The sequence below is a fragment of the Shewanella sp. c952 genome, assembly GCF_019654975.1.
GTDB lineage: Bacteria > Pseudomonadota > Gammaproteobacteria > Enterobacterales > Shewanellaceae > Shewanella.
In genome coordinates, this window is record NZ_BPEW01000021.1 from 71,598 (window position 1) to 89,622 (window position 18,025).

The 18,025-nt window shown below is 43.9% G+C and carries 13 protein-coding genes; 6 read left to right on the forward strand and 7 right to left on the reverse strand.

All coding sequences use genetic code 11. The features are described from left to right. The first annotated feature begins 33 nt into the window (after positions 1–33). Positions 34–1,029, forward strand: a complete 996-nt coding sequence (locus K5R16_RS14430; protein ID WP_259649892.1) for a hypothetical protein — start codon at positions 34–36, stop codon at positions 1,027–1,029. A 22-nt stretch (positions 1,030–1,051) separates the two neighbouring features. Here the strand turns inward: K5R16_RS14430 and K5R16_RS14435 are convergent, their stop codons facing one another. Genes K5R16_RS14435 through K5R16_RS14445 form a run of 3 tightly spaced genes read right to left on the reverse strand, consistent with a single transcriptional unit; the run spans position 1,052 to position 2,849 of the window. Continuing rightward, positions 1,052–1,306: a hypothetical protein gene (locus tag K5R16_RS14435; RefSeq protein WP_259649893.1), complete on the reverse strand. Its 255-nt coding sequence runs from the start codon at positions 1,304–1,306 to the stop codon at positions 1,052–1,054. Between the two features lie 2 nt (positions 1,307–1,308). Beyond that, entirely contained in the window at positions 1,309–2,349 is a 1,041-nt protein-coding gene (locus tag K5R16_RS14440; protein ID WP_220738256.1) for a hypothetical protein, read from the reverse strand. Between the two features lie 2 nt (positions 2,350–2,351). Beyond that, entirely contained in the window at positions 2,352–2,849 is a 498-nt protein-coding gene (locus K5R16_RS14445; protein ID WP_220738257.1) for a hypothetical protein, read from the reverse strand. A gap of 100 nt (positions 2,850–2,949) precedes the next feature. Here K5R16_RS14445 and K5R16_RS14450 point away from each other — a divergent pair, with 100 nt between their 5' ends. The 4 genes from K5R16_RS14450 to K5R16_RS14465 all read left to right on the forward strand — a co-directional run bounded on the left by K5R16_RS14450 (position 2,950) and on the right by K5R16_RS14465 (position 9,534). Continuing rightward, positions 2,950–5,604 (forward strand): ATP-binding protein, encoded by a 2,655-nt coding sequence (locus K5R16_RS14450; RefSeq protein ID WP_220738258.1) that lies wholly within the window; start codon positions 2,950–2,952, stop codon positions 5,602–5,604. Positions 5,605–5,751: 147 nt separating this feature from the next. Next, complete coding sequence (locus K5R16_RS14455; RefSeq protein WP_220738259.1) at positions 5,752–6,633, forward strand: hypothetical protein; 882 nt, start codon at positions 5,752–5,754, stop codon at positions 6,631–6,633. Between the two features lie 108 nt (positions 6,634–6,741). After that, positions 6,742–8,811, forward strand: a complete 2,070-nt coding sequence (locus K5R16_RS14460; protein WP_220738260.1) for a S9 family peptidase — start codon at positions 6,742–6,744, stop codon at positions 8,809–8,811. Positions 8,812–8,967: 156 nt separating this feature from the next. Continuing rightward, on the forward strand, positions 8,968–9,534 hold the full coding sequence (locus tag K5R16_RS14465) for a YSC84-related protein (RefSeq protein WP_220738261.1): 567 nt from the start codon (positions 8,968–8,970) through the stop codon (positions 9,532–9,534). Positions 9,535–9,629: 95 nt separating this feature from the next. Here K5R16_RS14465 and K5R16_RS14470 read toward each other — a convergent pair whose 3' ends face one another. After that, positions 9,630–10,157 carry a MarR family winged helix-turn-helix transcriptional regulator gene (locus K5R16_RS14470; RefSeq protein WP_248976024.1) on the reverse strand — a complete coding sequence of 176 codons (528 nt, stop codon included), beginning with the start codon at positions 10,155–10,157 and terminating at the stop codon, positions 9,630–9,632. A 698-nt stretch (positions 10,158–10,855) separates the two neighbouring features. On the opposite strand from K5R16_RS14470, the gene K5R16_RS14475 reads away from it, so the two are divergent. Next, positions 10,856–12,406, forward strand: coding sequence for an Ig-like domain-containing protein (locus K5R16_RS14475; RefSeq protein WP_259649894.1), 1,551 nt, complete (start codon positions 10,856–10,858; stop codon positions 12,404–12,406). Between the two features lie 91 nt (positions 12,407–12,497). Here the strand turns inward: K5R16_RS14475 and K5R16_RS14480 are convergent, their stop codons facing one another. The 3 genes from K5R16_RS14480 to K5R16_RS14490 form a co-directional block, all read right to left on the reverse strand. Then, positions 12,498–13,082, reverse strand: a complete 585-nt coding sequence (locus K5R16_RS14480) for a hypothetical protein (RefSeq protein WP_220738263.1) — start codon at positions 13,080–13,082, stop codon at positions 12,498–12,500. Positions 13,083–13,677: 595 nt separating this feature from the next. Further along, positions 13,678–16,716 (reverse strand): molybdopterin-dependent oxidoreductase, encoded by a 3,039-nt coding sequence (locus tag K5R16_RS14485; RefSeq protein ID WP_220738264.1) that lies wholly within the window; start codon positions 16,714–16,716, stop codon positions 13,678–13,680. Positions 16,717–16,725: 9 nt separating this feature from the next. Next, entirely contained in the window at positions 16,726–17,421 is a 696-nt protein-coding gene (locus K5R16_RS14490; protein WP_220738265.1) for a 4Fe-4S dicluster domain-containing protein, read from the reverse strand. Between the last annotated feature and the right edge of the window lie 604 nt (positions 17,422–18,025).

Consider the following 18,025-nt stretch of genomic DNA (forward strand, 5'->3'; position numbering starts at 1 on the left):
TGCGATTACTAGTTAGGGAAGACACATTTGAAAATGCGCCAAGGACGGACAGGCAATACTGCACAATGGATCCCTATCCTATGTTTTTTTGCGGCTGAAACCTTAGCCAGTGAACACCAAACAGAGATGGCAAAGCATGCGCCTAAACCTGTAGAGGCCAAAGTTATCAATAGTCCGGTTGCCACCAAAATAGAACAGCCGTCAGAAGCCGATCTTATATGGAAAGGCGCCACCAGCTCATTTATGTTGCCATTTGAAACTTGGAACACAGATCTCCCTTGGTATAAACGCTGGAGCGCAAGTATTGCAATAGGCTATCCGTTGGTAAATACCGCTGCCGTTATTCCCGCAAATGCGACCACAGGTCCGAGTAACCAAAACCTAACGGCTAGCCTGTCACTAAAATATTCGATCATTGGTAATTGGTTTATATCAGCAACCGCCTATCACTATTTTGACAAAGAGTTACAGCAAGCCTGGAACCCTGACTTTACCTATGTATTTGGTTATAGCGATTGGCGGCCATATACATTTAGCCTGCTGTATTCTAATTATGGTGGTAACCGTTTCTCGCCAGAGCCGGGGGGGAAGCATACAGAGTTTTCCCAAGGAACCTGGGCGCTAGGCTGGAAGTTTCCAATCAGTAAACCCTTTGTTGACTGGCTTTCTTTCACTGATGACGGGGCGATTGGTTGTCAATTTGATTACAACTATACCCCTGAGTATTTCGACTTAGACACTGTCGAATATAAAACTAGCCACCAAACGATAAGCTTAGGCTGTAAGTATTCCATTGTCGGAAATTGGTACGTTAATGGAACCGCCTTTTATTACTTAGACAGTAGCCAAAAACAACCGTGGAATCCTGATTTCACATACGGCTTTGGTTACTTTGACTGGCACCCTGGTACGATTACCATTCAATATAATAACTATTCTGGCAACCGCTGGAACAGTGCAGATAGAGGAGCTGATACCGGTAGATTTAAAGATGGTTCGATTAGTATTAGTTATTCATTCGATTTCTAATAACCATTTTGATATCTATATCTTAAAGACTCAAACGATTGAGTACTTTTTGATGGCAATGAGGACACTTGTAAGAGTGGCGATGGATCTTATTGCCACACTCTGGGCAGGGCAGCATTTTTCGATCCTTACTCAACAGTAAAATGAGTACCCCGATAGGCCCTAGAACATAACCGAGCAACGCTCCTGCCACTATATTGCCTTTGTAATAACCGATGACAGTTGAGGCCACCAGCATCACTAGATAAAAACATAGCCAAAAGGTGATGTTATCCACCACTAAAACACGAAGTTCACAGTAAGACTTAGCAAATCAACATCTTCTTTCTCGCCGTATAACAGCGGTGAGGTAATAAACTGCGCGCGATTGCCAGGCTCATGGGAAAAGATAGATTGCATCTCCAGATTTAGTGAGATCGTCGAAGTTGCATCGTAACGTAATCCTACCGTCACCCCTTTACTCTCTCTCAACTCGTGACTTTCAGCGTATACAAGGTATGGAGTCAAGTTGTCGAATGCGTATGCTGCACTGGCATACCAGTTAATCTGCAGCTCATCATATTCAATTTCAGCCATCCATAACCAATCATCTAAACTGTATTCAACCCCCAGAGTATATATGTCTAATGTTTGAGGTTCTGGTGATGGACGCTGGGTATACTTTGACTGCATGAACCCGGCATGAATTCGATAATTGAAACTGACTAAGTCAACATAAATACCCGCAAGATACTCAGTATCAAACTGCAGTATATCTGAGCCTATTTCTACTTCATTGAGTTTATCAAAACCATAATAAGGCGAGATATGTAGCGAGAGCTCGTCAGATATTTCATAACTCCACTCGAGAGAGAAGCCATCATAAGAAGTAAAGCCCAAAATTGCATCGTAGACTTCCTGCGGTGGTCTCGCCCACGTATAGGCTTGACCGACATAATAAAACTCTGACACCAAAAATAACGGAATACGTAACCTACCAGCCCTAATTTCAAAGTCAGCAAATTCATAACCTAAATAAGCCCACTCAAGCTCTGGTTCACTCCAGTTATCCTGAGTACGTTTGACCAGTTGCGCCGATGCATCCAGCCCTTCAAAAAGGCCAACATCAAGCTGTAAGCCAAATATGGTGTCGCAGTCGTAACAGGTTTCATCGGTAATTTCACGATTAACAAATAGCGGTGTTTTATTATCTGTTTTACTAATAGAGGTTGAACCAAAACCACTTAACGTGATGTCATCAGTTAGCTCTATACCGGCCTCAGCGTTGGCAATCATCCCCAAGCTCAATATTAAAATCGTACATTGACGGCTTAATAACATGGCTACTCTCCCTGTGGCACGGTAATTAAGATATTAACTTCTTCAGGAACCGACTCAATCGGTGCATAGGCGATACCATTAGGGTTTTCATTTAACCATTTAAGGATCTGCTTTATATCGTCACTATCAAGCTCTTCAGGTGGTGAGCCTTTGCCAGAAAAAGCCAAGCCTGCCCAGTAACCATTCATTTGTGTTACTGATTTCCCCAGCAACATACTGTAAAAATCTTCACGGTGCATGGAGGTTTCAGGTAAATCAACTAGCACAATTTTAAGGCTGCCACCTATCTTTTTAGATTTGCCACGATAGAGCATTCTGGCTTTGTTTTTACTTAAAGCTGGCAGTTCATTATTAAGAGTGAAGATCGCAAATTCGACATCGGAGCTGTCATCGGGATCGGCTGCCAACGCATAAATTGAAGGGAATAAATACAGAGTTGCTATCAATATGAGCAGCTTTGTGTTGCGAAACAAAGCGTTGTGGTTTAATCCATTAAACATATAAAAACCTTCAATCCTTGATAGTTTTTTGTACTATGCTGAATATAGTCAAGAGTCATGTATTACACAAGGATATACCCGTTCAATTCAAGGAGCAGAAATGAACATATTGAATCGTATTTCAATAAAGACAAGGATGTTGGCGCTAGTATTACTGCCGTTACTTTTTGCTGCATTTCTCTCAGCATTAGAGATCCAAAAACAAACTAACAATGTACGCGCACTCAATACGCTCAATAGCAAAATTACTTTCCTTGAATCTTTCTCTGCACTCAACATCAAAATAAATCAATCCAGAGAACAACTCTTTACCCAAGAGGAGTCATTTGAATTAGCAGACTTCACTCCCATTGTCGCAGAATTTGCAGTACTGCTTCCCAAAGCGTTTACCACTAAAAGCACTGACGACATTCAAGCGTGGTTTAACAGTACAAAAGAAGCGCTAACTGAATCGCCTGAGCTCACTAAAGAAAGCCTAATAGATTGGTCAACCTGGATGAGCGAATTGCAAGAACAAGCACTGATCGTACTAGAAAAAGATAAACTTGATGTGCCAGAACAAATTAACCAAAACCTCACCATATTATTTCAGTTACAGTGGCTGTCACTTTGGTCTGCCGAAGAAAAGTGGCTAATTAGCCAACTACTGACTAATCGCAATGATATTGAGCTCTTAAGTCAATTGAACATGAGCGCTGAAAGACAACAGCTTTATGTCGAACGTTTTATTAATATTAGCGCTAAACCAGCACAGGTCGACCTATTACTGAGCACTTTTTCCGACAAAGCATTTGAACAGAGCTATCAACTACGCAGTCATATCTTGCATGAAGAGTCATTGGTTGAAAGTCCTAAAGAAAGCCTCACAGCTTTTAGTCAAAGACTTAGCCTAATCCAATTTGTAGTCACCACCTTCTCAGAGAAACTGACCAGCAATATTCACAGTGAAATCGCCCAATCAAAAAATCTCATTATCGCTTTTTGTAGCGCTTTATTTGTGTCGCTATTTATCATCGCCACTATAGGCGCAAATCTATATCGACGTATCCTTTACTATCTGCAACATGTCATAAAAACCATGTCTAAGATTGAGGAAACTCATGATTATTCGAACAAAATAAATGAAAACGGTAAAGATGAACTCAGCATCTTCTCCAAAAAACTCAATAACCTTATTCATGAGAGATTCCTAAATGATGAGAAAATATTACGCGCCAAATCAGATGCAGAAAAAGCCAATCTAGCCAAAAGCTCTTTTTTAGCCAATATGTCTCATGAGATTAGAACGCCTCTAAATGGCATCATAGGGATGTCTGAGATTCTGGCAGGCACTAAGCTAACACCAGTGCAAACAGAATATCTGCACACTATAGAAACCTCATCGCACACTTTGCTATTGCTAATCAACGATATCTTAGACCTATCCAAAATAGAGTCCGGAAACCTATCGATAACCAATACCGATACCAATATTGCGGAGGTGGTTTATGACACTCTCACAATGGTATTAGCTAAGGTTTCTGAAAAAAATCTCGATTTACAAATTGATATTCCTCCCGAAACACCGCACCTTGTTTCACTCGATGAACACCGTATGCGGCAGGTGCTGATGAACCTGCTGTCGAATGCCGTGAAGTTTACAACTGAAGGTTTTATAAAAGTGGCTATCACCAGCCAGCTTGATGAACCGCCATACGCAAAAATGCAGATAAAAATCTATGATAGCGGCATAGGGATAGCTGCAGACAAACAGCAACAGATCTTCTCCCCATTTACACAGGAAGATGGCACTATCACTCGTCAGTTTGGTGGCACTGGCTTAGGTTTAGCCATTTGTAAGCAACTCGTGGAGTTGATGGGCGGAGATATACTAATTAGCTCAGAAAAAGGTAAAGGCAGCTGCTTCTCCGTTGAGCTAAAAGCACGCATAATTGCACAAGTCCCTCCCGTTAATAATGAATTCAAACACCTTACTTCAGCACTCATATCAAATGATAGCCATATTATCGATACCATTGATGATTCCTGTTTGAGGCAAGGGTTCAAGCTAAACTACCGATATCAATCCTGCTTCGATCTACTACGAGACAAACAGAAGTTTGATCTATTATTCGTAGATAACTCATCAATCACCAGAGATGCCCTAACCACATTGCCAGAGGTGCTCTCCAAACAAGATATGTTTACCATCGCGGTTAATACCCCTTCAGAGCAAAGAGCCCTCGACAATATCGACTCAACAATCACTTTGCCACTTCTAGGTAGACGCTTTAACAATGCTATTCGAAATGGCATTGAAAATAGAATACTGCGCAACGAATCCCAGATAACAACAGCAAAAACACCAACCGATGGCAATGACGACCAAGTAAAAATCGTTATTCTTATTGTCGAAGACAATCTCGTGAATCAAAAAGTAGCTTCACTGCTCGTCAAGCAAGCGGGATTTGATTTCGTTATTGCCAATAATGGTCTGGAAGCCCTTGATTTCATCAGTAAAGGAGAAGTAATCAATGCTATTTTAATGGATTGTATGATGCCCGTAATGGATGGGTTTACTGCCACAACTAAAATCAGAGAATGGGAAAAACAACACTCAGAGCAACGCCTGCCCATCATTGCACTTACCGCCAGCGTATTAGATCAAGACATCGAGAAATGCTATGAGTCGGGAATGGACGACTACCTAGCCAAACCATTTAAGAAAGATGTACTGCTCGATAAGCTCAAACAAGTTTCTAAACGCGCAAGTTAACACCCGCTGGAATAGCCCCACCTAACCCGTCGGTGATTAATCAAGGATCACCGACTACAATTTCATATGAAGCTGTCAACTAGCAACTCTCTATTTACAGACAACGAGCTTGCAACTCATAGCTTAATAGTATGAAATAACAACAATATGAATGAATTTAGTGATTTTGCAGCGCAAGGATATTGGTGGCTCTCTTTGCTTGGTGGTCTTCACTGCCTAGGCTTAGGTTTATACGTTCGTTATATTTACCATGAGAAAAATGGTAACCATAAAATATTGGGCAGTATTTTTAGCCTAATGGCGCTGTATTTCTTTACAGGCTTGCTCACTAAAGAAAATGCACCTGCACCGATACATTTCATCTATTTATTTATCATTCCCGTCTACTTCTTATTGATGCCTCTTCTTTATCTCTATTGCTATAGAAGCTTACATGATGCAAGAAAACCCATGGGATTTTCACCTCATTTCTATCCAGCCTTTGTTGTCGCCCTAATCGTTATTGCGACGGCTATTTACCGTACTTTGAATCAGACCGGATTCCCTGAAATATCACTAAGTATTACGCCAGGTTTAAGCCACCTAAGCTTGCTTGGTGCAGCGCTACCCGCCATATTGTTTATTCAAACTGCGCTGTATTTTTTCTTTATTCTGAAAATGCTAAGTCGCTATCCAGGACGAACATCTCGATTACATCAGGAAAGCCTGAAAGATATTAAGTTCAGATGGCTACTGGTACTAACACTGGCTTTAATGAGCAATTGGATTATTAGAGCGGCTTTGGTCATATTGCCCTTTTATTTTGGCGAACCGTTGGCAGGGGTGAATCATGCCGCCACCAAGTTGGTACTGCTACTAACGGTATATGTACTCGCGCTTTACGGTTTAAAACAGATCACCTATGCCGCATTTTTACGTGGAAGATTAACCCGTCCAACTGAAAAATCTCCCATGAAAGCCAGCCAACAACTACTCAACTCAGAAGAACTCGCTTACTTACAAAAACTGATGCAAGACGAAAAAAAATAATGTTGTAACTCAGCTTATGTCGTGGATTTTACTACCCAAATTGCGATAGTGTACTTAGGTCTATTTCATTATAAAAAATACAGAAATACCGTGAAGGGTAGGAACAACATGAACAAATTGAACAAGCTCACTTTAATTGCGACCGCAATGACAGCTTTGCTCGGCAGCAGTATGTCGGTCTCCGCTGCTGAAAGAACTCATGACATTATCATCGATGATTTTTTCGATATTGGCGGTATGGGCTCTGTCACCCTCAGCCCTAGTGGTAAACAAGCCGTTTGGCTTGAATCTCGCTGGGATAAAGAGCTTGATAAAAGCCAACGAGACCTATGGATTCTCGATACCAAGTCTCGTCAAACAAAGCGGTTAACTTTCACCAACGAGAGTGAATCAAGCCCGCAATGGAGCCCAAATGGTGAGTACGTTTACTATTTAGGAAAAATAAAGCAAGCTGATGCTAAAGCACCTTATAACGGCAAAACTCAAGTATTTCGTATTTCGGTGAACAATGGCGACAGCCAACCGATGACCAAAGAGAAAGAGGGCGTCAGCAGCTTCGAGCTAAGCCACGACGGTAAAAGTTTATACTTTCTAGCCAATAAGACTGTAACAGATACCGACGAATGGGCATCAATGCGCGCCAGCCATAGTGCTCCTAAATATGGTCATGGTGAGCGTAAAACTAACCCGCTTTATCAGCTCGATCTAGAGCACTTTAAACAGCAATTACTGCTCGACGATGACAAAGTTGTTTGGGAATTTAAAGTCAATAACGACGGCAGTAAAATTGCCCGCATCACCACCACCGATAACGAACTCGTGTTCCTAGAAGGCTGGTCTGACGTTGAAGTTTTCAACACTAAAACCAAACAAAATGATGTATTAGCTGATGAACAATGGCGTGAAAAAGCCCCCTCACCGTATGGTTGGTTACTCGGTTTAGCTTGGCAAGAAAATAACACCGAATTGGCATTTAGAATCGACTTTGACGGCCACCCAGGTAAGCTATTTATTAATAACACCAAAGTAATCGATAAGCCGTCACTGGAAGTTTCACGCCCAGATCTGATCACTCTCACGGCAAGCGATCTCACTTGGCGTCCAAATAGCGATGAAATCTGTTACCGCGGCGCCGATCACGCTCGAGTAAAACTGTTCTGTACCGAAATTGATGACGGCGAACAAGGTGATACTCGCACCGTGATCCCGGGCGATATGGTTATAGGTAGTTATAGCTTTAGCCAAAATGGCAAGTCTGTCGCCTTCAGTCATAACGGTTTAAACCACTTCTACGATATGTTTATTGCCGATGCTAACAGCAGCCGCGCGAAACCCCAGCGTTTAAGTAATATTAACCCTCAGGTTGATAGCTGGAAACTGCCTCAAGTGTCAGTCGTTAAATGGACAGCTCCCGATGGCTCAACGGTTGAAGGGATCTTAGACCTACCTGCAGACTATAAGAAAGAAGATGGTCCATTGCCATTGATCGTGCAAATCCATGGCGGCCCAACATCGGCAACACCTTATGCACTGCAGCACCGTTCTTACGGTCGCTCTACGTTTACCGCTAAAGGCTGGGCATTGTTATCACCAAACTACCGCGGCTCTACCGGCTATGGCGATAAGTTCCTAACCGATCTTGTCGGGCGTGAGCACGATATCGAAGTTAACGATATTATTGCTGGTGTTGATCAGCTAATAGCTGATGGCATTGTCGATGGTGACAAAATGGCAGTGATGGGTTGGAGTAACGGTGGTTACCTAACTAACGCATTGATCAGTACCACTGAACGCTTTAAAGCGGCGAGCTCTGGCGCTGGTGTGTTTGATCAACGCTTGCAGTGGATGCTAGAAGATACTCCCGGTCATGTGGTTAACTTTATGGAAGGCCTACCTTGGGAAAAACCTGACGCTTACACCCACGGCTCTACGCTCAGCCACGCTGACAAAATCAAAACACCAACGCTTATCCACATTGGTGAAGGCGATCAACGCGTACCACTCGGGCATGCACAGGGTCTTTATCGTGCACTTAAGCACTACTTAGACGTACCTGTCGAGCTTGTGGTTTACCCAGGTGAAGGTCATGGCTTGAGCAAGTATCAACACCGTAAAGCTAAGATGGAATGGGATCAGAAATGGTTCGAACATTATGTATTAGGTAAGCCAGCCGAATAAGCTTGTCTGCTACATGTATAAAAGCGCCTCATTAGGCGCTTTTATTTTGTCTTTTTAATGAGATAGAAATCGATACAAAAAGCCATTCATTTTCGGTTCAGAATGGGTATGCTAGTGTTTATACTCATTTGTAGTTTGCTAGATAAGGATAGTTTTATGACGAGCTTAATCAAACGCATCTCCAGCAGCATTTTTCTAGTCGCCAGTATGTTAATAGCACCACAAGCATTAGCAGAAGATGGTTATAGCCAAGCTAAGAGTACTTTCCAGCAAGCAAATCAAACCCAGAAATTCTTCGACACTGCCTATGGTTACGCACTTTTCCCAACCGTAGGTAAAGGCGGAATAGGCATAGGGGCCGCGTATGGCAAAGGCCGTGTTTACCAAGGCGGTAGCTATAAGGGCGACACCAGTCTGACTCAAGTTTCTTTTGGCTTTCAACTTGGTGGCCAAGCCTACAGTGAGATCATCTTCTTTAAAGATGAATCCGCTTACAAAGACTTTACCAGTGGTAGCTTTGAGTTTGGCGCACAAGCATCAGCGGTTGCCATCAATATAGGCGCGAATGCTCAAGCTGGTACAACTGGCAACTCAGCAGGAGCGGGGAAAAAAGCCGCTACAGCAGCATACATAAATGGTATGGCAGTCTTTACTGTAGCCAAAGGTGGATTGATGTTTGAAGCAGCATTAGCAGGACAATCTTTTACCTTTGAAGAGAAATAGCCAATAAAGCTGAGTAATATTCTAATCAAAAAGCCTGCCGCTCATTACAAGCGGCAGGCTTTTTAATATTTAACGTCTAAACCCAGTAGGTGCTATCAGTTTTTACTCGCTCCCATAAACTGAATTCTTGTCGGATAAGTTTCACCATTGCTGTTCATGCTTTGCGTAATCCGCTGCATCAAACCATCTAGTTGGGTTAAATCTTCAGAACTTAGCGCGGCAACCATCCGTTTTTCCCGCTGATGCAGTACAGGCATTATTTCTTCAACCAACAACTTACCTTTTTGCGACAACTTAACTAACTTACTGCGTTTATCATCTGGGTTTTCACAGCGTTCAATTAACGCTTCTTTTTCCAATCGAGTCAGTACTTTTGTCAGCCCGCCCGAGCTGAACAACATGCTTTGGTACAGCTCTGTTGGCGACAGCACGTGCGGCGATGGGTTACGGCGCAAACTGGACAACAGATTGAAATCTGAACTTTGTAATCCGTAAGACTCAACACACTCTTTAATTATCTGAATAAAAATATTGTTTACTTGCGTCAATCGCAATAAAGCTGGGTATGAGGTTGCTGCACACTCAGGCCAATTCGCGTCATTCTGTTGCAAAATGTCTTCCATGCACTTTTCCACTTGTTCTACCTCTCACTTTTATTCATTGATCACCATTATATCTTGCGAGAAAGATAAACGCCATCTAGTATCTTTCTAGAAAGATACTTTGACGATAAGCTGATAATGCCAAAAATTTTGGGCTCACACTATTTAGTGATGAAATAAATAAGCTAATAATCAAAGCTTTAAAAATAAACAGTAACGCTGTTTATGTTGAACATGCACAGACTGTTATTTGTGGCAGAGATCAGCAGCCAGTCAGTTAATTGGATTTATCGCGAATTTTTTAGCATTTTTAAACTGCCTGAACTGAATTCAGCTTTAGCAGCACATTTGCAAAACTAGGCATTTGATACGTTTTGCCAGTAAAAATTGATTATGCATAACCCTCAGTTAACTGATCACTGCTAGCAACCATGCTTACAGTGCAAGTAAGCGCGATGCTTAACACAACAATCGGTCGATGCATTCTCTAGGTCTCAAATACTCGCTTGCTGCTTTGCTAATGAGAAAAGCGACAAGCAAACCTTATTAAAACAGTAACGGTTATGGCAAAAAGTGGCTTAAACACTGAAGTGTAGCCCTAGTCCAACCGTACACAGCTGAGTAGCAGACCCGCTACTTGCACAGCAAGACTGACTTTGTGGTTAAACAAACAGACTCACTGCGCAAGTGGCATAACCCGCGCTATCCAAAGAGAGAGCGTGTATAACAAAGAGAGTGATGAGATGGGAATGTTTAAAGCAGCATCCTTAACAATGATGATGGGGCTTACCGTAGTGGGTTGCGGTAGCGATGATTCACCTGATGTAGAAAATAGACCGCCAGTCGCTGTGCCTGATACCGCAGCAGCTGTAGCCGAAGGCGCACCAATTCGTATCAATGTACTCGCCAATGATTATGATCCAGATGGCGATGCTATCGAGATAGTCGATTTTGTCATTACTGATGGCAGCGGCTCTGTATCCCAGAGCAATGACGACTTATTGTTCACACCAGAATCTGCTGGCACGACGTTAATCAACTACACCATATCCGATCCCCATGGTGCAACTGACTCAACCACAGTGACTATCACAGTCACCAATCCCGAGCCAGAAATCGCTGAATATGTAGGTTCAAATACCTGTGTTGGTTGCCACAGCGACAAAGCCACCTTTTTCGAAACTGGGCATAACTTTAAGTTGAATAAAGTGGTCGACAGTAAAGCACCTGAGTATCCATTTAGCTCGATAGACGGCGCGGTTGAGCTTATGCATGGTGTCAACAATAGCACTGGTACACCGAATGACTGGAATGACATCAGCTACGTCATCGGTGGCTACGATACTTGGGCGAATTTCCTCGATAAAGACGGTTTTATTCTGACTGGAACCGGTGTAGCAGTATCAATGCCACACAATGGCGAAGATATTACAATCAACCATATGCAGGGTTACATGCCTAATGCCGCACCAGACTCACAGCCATTCGACTGTGGCATATGCCACTCAACGGGCTGGAAAGACTACACGCCAGACTCAGATCTAAACCCTAACCATCAAGATGGTCTTAAAGGTTTTGCAGGCACTTATAATCAGCCTGGAATCCAGTGTGAAGCTTGTCATGGTGCCGGTAGTATACATATTAAAACCATGTCAGCAGACGATATTTCACGTGTCGCTAAAGGACGCTTAACCGCTGATCTTGTTAAAGATGACATGGGTTATGGTTTAGCCATTACCTGCTCAGAGTGTCACAGCAAGAAAACCAACCGTCACTACCCAGACTTTGTCAGTGAACACAATAAAGACTTTGGTGGCGACAGCATTGGTGGCCGCACGATTCCGTACTTTGACGGCGGCCGAGTGGCTGGTGATGCAATGTTAGGCTTAGATGCTAATACTGGCGAAATGACAGGTAAAAAGCATGATATGGCTTGCCATACTTGCCATAACCCTCACCGCTCAAAAGCCAATACCGATCAGCCAGGTCACGAAGATGCGATGCTAAAAGAGTGTAGTGATTGTCATGGTGATAAAGGCTTTACTCCCGATCTACAAGTACACGCATTCGTGGCAAAATGTACCACTTGTCACATGCCAAAGAGCAATCACTTCTTTAGAATTAATCTAGAGTTCCCATCGGCGAGTCCAGAAAATTTCTCTGATGACGGCATGTATGTACAGCCTTGGAATGTTGCTAAAGATAGTTGTGGCAGCTGTCATGATGATTATGACGAGCGTGCAGCAATCATTGAAAAAATGCACCAATAAGCTAAATCAATAAACGAGCTCAAAACAAAAGCCAATTAGCATCGCTAATTGGCTTTTATATGTTGAAACCCTAGTGTTAGCTAGCCTATAACTACTTATGGCCCCAAGGCACAGGCGGCAGTGCCACAGGCTTGGTTAGATCAAAGTCGACTCTAAAGTCACGTTCTTCTCGGGTTAACCGATAAGTGAACTGTTCAGGTTTAACGTACATATGCCATACGTTAGTAATCGACACATCTAGGCCGTTCTCTCTGAAGTTATTAATCGAATGTGCATCAACAGGGAAAGACTGCTCCGTGGCGCTGCCCATATCGGCTGTCATGCCGCCATACATAGTCACTTTATCTTCACTACCATCTTTATGGCGGTGATCATGGGCGAGATGCAAACCATACTGAGTCTTAGTGATCACCCAAGTTCGAGAGTGATCATCCCCAACGTGAAACGGCACTTTAAGCACAGTGTCACTGCACTCGCGCACATGCATAATCAGTTTTTTGCCACTAAATGCAGAATCCGCAGTATTACCCGCTGTCACCGTACCTTGAAATGCTTTGCCACAATGAGCCGCGAGATTATCGAAAAAAGCGCTCTGCTCTGAAGTCACAGCCATAGCTGGTAGCGATAATGCGCCAACCGTTAACAATGCAATTTGTGAGTATTTTGTTGTTTTCATTATTATCTCCGATGATTTGTGACTAACCCTATCATAAACAGATAAATTTTAACTTAAGCCCAGAAAGTCCTCTCAGCCAAATAGATTACTGAGAGGAAATTGGTCGCAGATGAACTAATACTTAATTTACGCTAGCTAGAATGCCGTGATGCCATTCCAAACCGTTAAGCATATTAGCTAGATCTGCAACTGGAACTGTCTGTATTGAAGACCATTGGCTCAAAATACTTAAGAGTATAAAAGTCCCCTCAGCCAAACAGAATGCAGAGGGGGAATTGGTTGCAGGTGAACTAAACCTTCTCAACTCAGATTGGAAGCATTTGATTAAAATGCTTAAGAGCAGAAAAGTCCCCTCAGCCAAATAGAACACTGAGGGGAAATTGGTTGCTGATGAACTAAACCTTCTCAACTCGAATAGGAATACCGTGGCGGCAGTTCGCGCCAGTCCAATAATCGTTGAGCATACTCGCAGTTTGATTACGAGTCGGATCTGCATTGGAAACATTTGATTAAAATGCTTAAGAGCAGAAAAGGCCCCTCAGCTAAACAGAATGCTGAGGGGAAAGTGTCGCAGGTGAACTAAGCTTTTTTCAAGCTAAACCTTCTCAACTCGAATAGGAATACCGTGGCGGCAGTTCGCGCCAGTCCAGTAATCATTTAGCATACTCGCAGTTTGATTACGAGTCGGATCCGACGGGATCATTTGGTTAATCGCAACACCACCGGCACGCTCTTTTAACCCAGCAAGCTTCTGCCCGTTAATCACTCTATCATCACCACCAAAACCTTTTGCATGTCCAAATCCGTGAGATACGCATACTGCCCCTTTAGCAACCCCCGAATCGGTCTGCAACAAACCAACGGCTGGCTTGCCGTTCGCCGTTATCAGCTTGACGCTATCGCCGTCGTTTAGGCCCTGCTCAATGGCGGTGTCTTGATTCATGTAGACATAGTTAGTCGGACTAATTTCGGCGATACGCTTATAGGCTACCGCATAGTTAGAGCGCACTGTTGCCTTGTAGCTTGAGAACAACAGAGGATACTCAGACTTAGGCCAATGGCTCTCCCAGGTATCTCCATTCCAGAACTTATGTTCCTGATAGGTGATAGTGCCAGGATAACGCTCTCCGGAATAAGCATGGCGCAACTGTGTCACAGCTTCATGATAGATCTGCAGACACTTAGCCCCCGCTCCCTTGATAAACTCACCGTCATAACGATCATCCGCCACATAGTAACCGCCTCGAGACAATAGAGATTCTACCTGACTGCTTTCAGTTGGAGTCAGTCTTGGAGTCAGCGGTTTCATCGCATAATCCAGTCCTGCCCACTCTCTATCCTCAGCCGTCACCTTAGGCAGATCTTCACATTGAGCCGCCACGTTAGCCAGATATTTTGAATGCCAATCATCGAAACATAGCAAGTCAGCTGGCTGGCCATCTGCATGAGCGATCGCACCTTTACCGAAGCCAGGTAGCTTCATCTCTAAGGCGATATCGATCAGCAACTGCTCCATACACACATGCTGACCACGTTCATTTTTAACCGTTCTCGGTGTGACCAATGGCGATGCAGCAACGATGCCCAGCATATGTGAACCCCACATACGATCCGCCGCATACTCTTCCAGCATTGAGCGATCCGGAATGAAATAGTCCGCATAGCGGTTAGTCTCATTCATATGACAATCGATGCCGACAATTAACGGCAGACGCTTAGGATCGGCGATGCTCGCCACTACCTCTTGGCTTATAGATGCAGCACTGTAAAGGAAGTTGTTACGCCAGTTGAACAATACCTTAGCTTGGTACGGATCATTATTGGCATGACTGGTCCACTGCTCAGCCGCGTTCATGGCCGGAAGCATTTCATTCCATGGCGTGCTAGCCGGATAAGGATTCTGTCCTTTGGCGACCTTCTGTTGATACTCGGTCGAAGACTCATAGGCACCGTCGCGACAGGCATTGACTACGCCGTCTAAACTGACACCATCGGCGATATTAGCCAGATCGTAACGCCCTTCCATGCCACCGATAGGCCCATTGCCATAACTCGCGCCACCTTTAGCGTCATGGGAGCCGACTAAGGTATTCAATGTTGCCCAAATCCACCCCATCACAAAACCATCGGAAGAGTTAGTACCGCCGTTACCCGCGATACAAGCCTTACGGCCATAATGACCTAAATCTTTCGCCACCTGACGTATATCTTCGACAGAGATACCCGATTGCTCAGCGTACACCTTCATGCTGGTGCGCAGTGCTTCTTCTCGAAGCAGAGACAGTGAAGAAACCAGTTTAACCCTACGGCCCTTGCTATCTTTAAAGATTTTACTGACAAACAGCTCTGCCTTATCACCCGACTCGGCAGACACTAAGGTCTGACTCCCAGACTTGATGATCAACGCTTCATCGCCACCAAGACCGAAATCAGCCGCTTTCGCAAAACCTTTATAGTTAGGATGCTTAGGATCCATCACCACCAGGTGACCAGCATTGGTATAGTTAAGCTCACCAGCTGCCTTCGCCGCCTTCTCACTCGCGCCTTCAAGGTGGACCTTATTAAACCAACCCTCTTCAAGCATGGTACGAATAACACCGAAGGAGAATGCCGCATCCTGGCCCGGCTTAACTGCTAACCACTTGGCATTGGTATCTGCCGCGACAGTGGTACGCAGTAGTGGGTCCACGCACACATATTTGAATTTTCTATCGACTCGACTATCGGCAAGCCCGCGCCCTACACGGTTAAGGCTGGCACCAGACGACCCTGGGCTTGTGCCCATAAACAGGCCATACTCGACATTTTCCCAATCGACATCGTTAAGCCATTCTTCGAAATCCGGCGACATGCCTAAAGCAAAGCCTGTCGCCTGAGCCGCACCACAGTATGCGTGTTTAGTACCTAAGTTACTGGTACCCCATGACTGCTGCATAAAGCGAGCATAGAAACTGCCACGCAGTGTATCTTCGGCGCAGAAGGTTGCAAACAGGTGGTTAGCCGCAGTACCAAACTCAGGGTAGCCAGGTTTAACTTGCTTATCGAGCTGGCGTATTGTCTTTAGCCCTTCAACATGGCCTTCGCCAAACAGATCACCACCGTTGACGATCTCTGATAGCGCCTGTTCATAGCTGATACTGACCCATTTGCCTTCACCGCGCTTGCCCGCACGTTTAAGCACCTGCGTAACACGGCGTTCATCATCGACCGAATCGGCACAACTTGCGCCCTTGGCACAGGTAGTAGCACGGTTTTCGAGTCCAGCCTCACCCGCCAGGGCAACATAGCTTTGCTTTACTGCTGTATCTATCGGCAGCGGAGCACCTGAGTTGTTCTCGCAATAGGGGTTACCACCCACTTTCAAAATCTTATCATTGGCATCGTCTATACGTACCCGCAGGCCACAGATGTTGTAACAGCTAAAGCAGCGTGAATAAGCGGTACGTATACCTGGGGTTCTCTGCCATTGGCCATCACTGCCTTGCTGGCACTCTGGAGGAATAGGGTGACCAAAGTGTGCCACATCCTGACTACGTTTAGGACCACTGGTGTGGCCTTTATCGCCACAGGCGACTGTCGCAGCGCCGGCAACAGAAACGATACTCGCTCGGGTTAAAAATTTACGTCTGTCCATCATCTGCTCCTAGCGTTGCCATTCAAGGAAGTTAAGCGACAAGATCTCTTGATCGTCTGCCTGCTCGGGTAAACCAATATAGAAAATATTGGGCTTAGTGCCAGAATCTGAAAGCATGGCATACACCTTATTGTCTCTGACTAACTGAGATACCTTGCTTTGGGGATCATTGAGATCACCAAAGCTTCTGGCCTCACCGATACAGGTTTCCACGCAGGCTGGAAGCAGACCCGCTGAAACGCGGTGAATACAGAAGTTACATTTTTCCGGAGGCGTTTCTAACGTTTCATCTTTACGTCTTGCGCCATAAGGACAGGCGTCGACACAGAGCTGACAATGAATACACTCTTCGTGGTCAATAACCACAATGCCATCTTCTTCACGTTTATAGGTCGCCTCAACGGGACAAACATATACGCAGGCAGGGTTATCACATTGATTACACTGATTAGGTACGGCCAGAGTCGCGAAGCTATCTCCCTGCTCAATACAAGCTTGACTAACTCGGGTTCGACCCCGTCCGGCCTCGGTCTGGTTTTCCATTGCGCAGGATACGGTGCAAGATAAACAGCCGGTACAGCGGCGCACATCAAACACCATAGCCAAGCGTTTTCCTGGAGTCTTAGCTTGCAGCTGTGCATTAGGTACGATTGCAAGCATGGCGCCGCCGGCCGCCATTTTTAATATGGAACGTCTATCTAACATACATTGCCCTTAAATATGAGAGTGAAAAGCGATCGCCTTTACTCCATACATCTATAGAAGTCTTATTATTAAAATACACGTAACTAGAATTAATATATAATACAAGACACATTTTAAGAGTCACAATTAAATAAAGATCACATTTAAAAAATAAATTGAAATACTTTGAAATAAAAACAGCATAAGGTATTCGTGAACTAGAGAGTTATTCCTGCATCAGGTCACATCTAATAAATAAATATAAAAATGGTGAAATTTTTCAAACTTAACATTTACTCAACGCATATAGACTGCAAGCTATTTCACCTTTTTCGCATATAAAACAGTAAGATATGCAAAAGAGATACATACACACCAGAAAATTCAAGCCTTTCTAAACAGTCACTTATAAATACCGGAAAACTTCTGCACAAATATCGACATCTGTATTTTGCAATTATCAACAATCGCAATTCGGGAGTTGCATCAAAGTTCTAACAATACTCATATTAAAACTGTGACATATAACACTGAATACTATTAAACATATATAGATGATACTCACATCGAAAAATAACAAGCCATGCATCATGAATAAAATAGACCAATTAAATTACAATCAATT

Bases quoted from the DNA above. Each gene is read 5' to 3' on its own strand.
- K5R16_RS14430 (WP_259649892.1), top strand. From the start codon at position 34: ATGCGCCAAGGACGGACAGGCAATACTGCACAATGGATCCCTATCCTA.
- K5R16_RS14440 (WP_220738256.1), bottom strand. From the start codon at position 2,349: ATGTTATTAAGCCGTCAATGTACGATTTTAATATTGAGCTTGGGGATG.
- K5R16_RS14445 (WP_220738257.1), bottom strand. From the start codon at position 2,849: ATGTTTAATGGATTAAACCACAACGCTTTGTTTCGCAACACAAAGCTG.
- K5R16_RS14450 (WP_220738258.1), top strand. From the start codon at position 2,950: ATGAACATATTGAATCGTATTTCAATAAAGACAAGGATGTTGGCGCTA.
- K5R16_RS14455 (WP_220738259.1), top strand. From the start codon at position 5,752: ATGAATGAATTTAGTGATTTTGCAGCGCAAGGATATTGGTGGCTCTCT.
- K5R16_RS14460 (WP_220738260.1), top strand. From the start codon at position 6,742: ATGAACAAATTGAACAAGCTCACTTTAATTGCGACCGCAATGACAGCT.
- K5R16_RS14465 (WP_220738261.1), top strand. From the start codon at position 8,968: ATGACGAGCTTAATCAAACGCATCTCCAGCAGCATTTTTCTAGTCGCC.
- K5R16_RS14470 (WP_248976024.1), bottom strand. From the start codon at position 10,157: ATGGAAGACATTTTGCAACAGAATGACGCGAATTGGCCTGAGTGTGCA.
- K5R16_RS14480 (WP_220738263.1), bottom strand. From the start codon at position 13,082: ATGAAAACAACAAAATACTCACAAATTGCATTGTTAACGGTTGGCGCA.
- K5R16_RS14485 (WP_220738264.1), bottom strand. From the start codon at position 16,716: ATGGACAGACGTAAATTTTTAACCCGAGCGAGTATCGTTTCTGTTGCC.
- K5R16_RS14490 (WP_220738265.1), bottom strand. From the start codon at position 17,421: ATGTTAGATAGACGTTCCATATTAAAAATGGCGGCCGGCGGCGCCATG.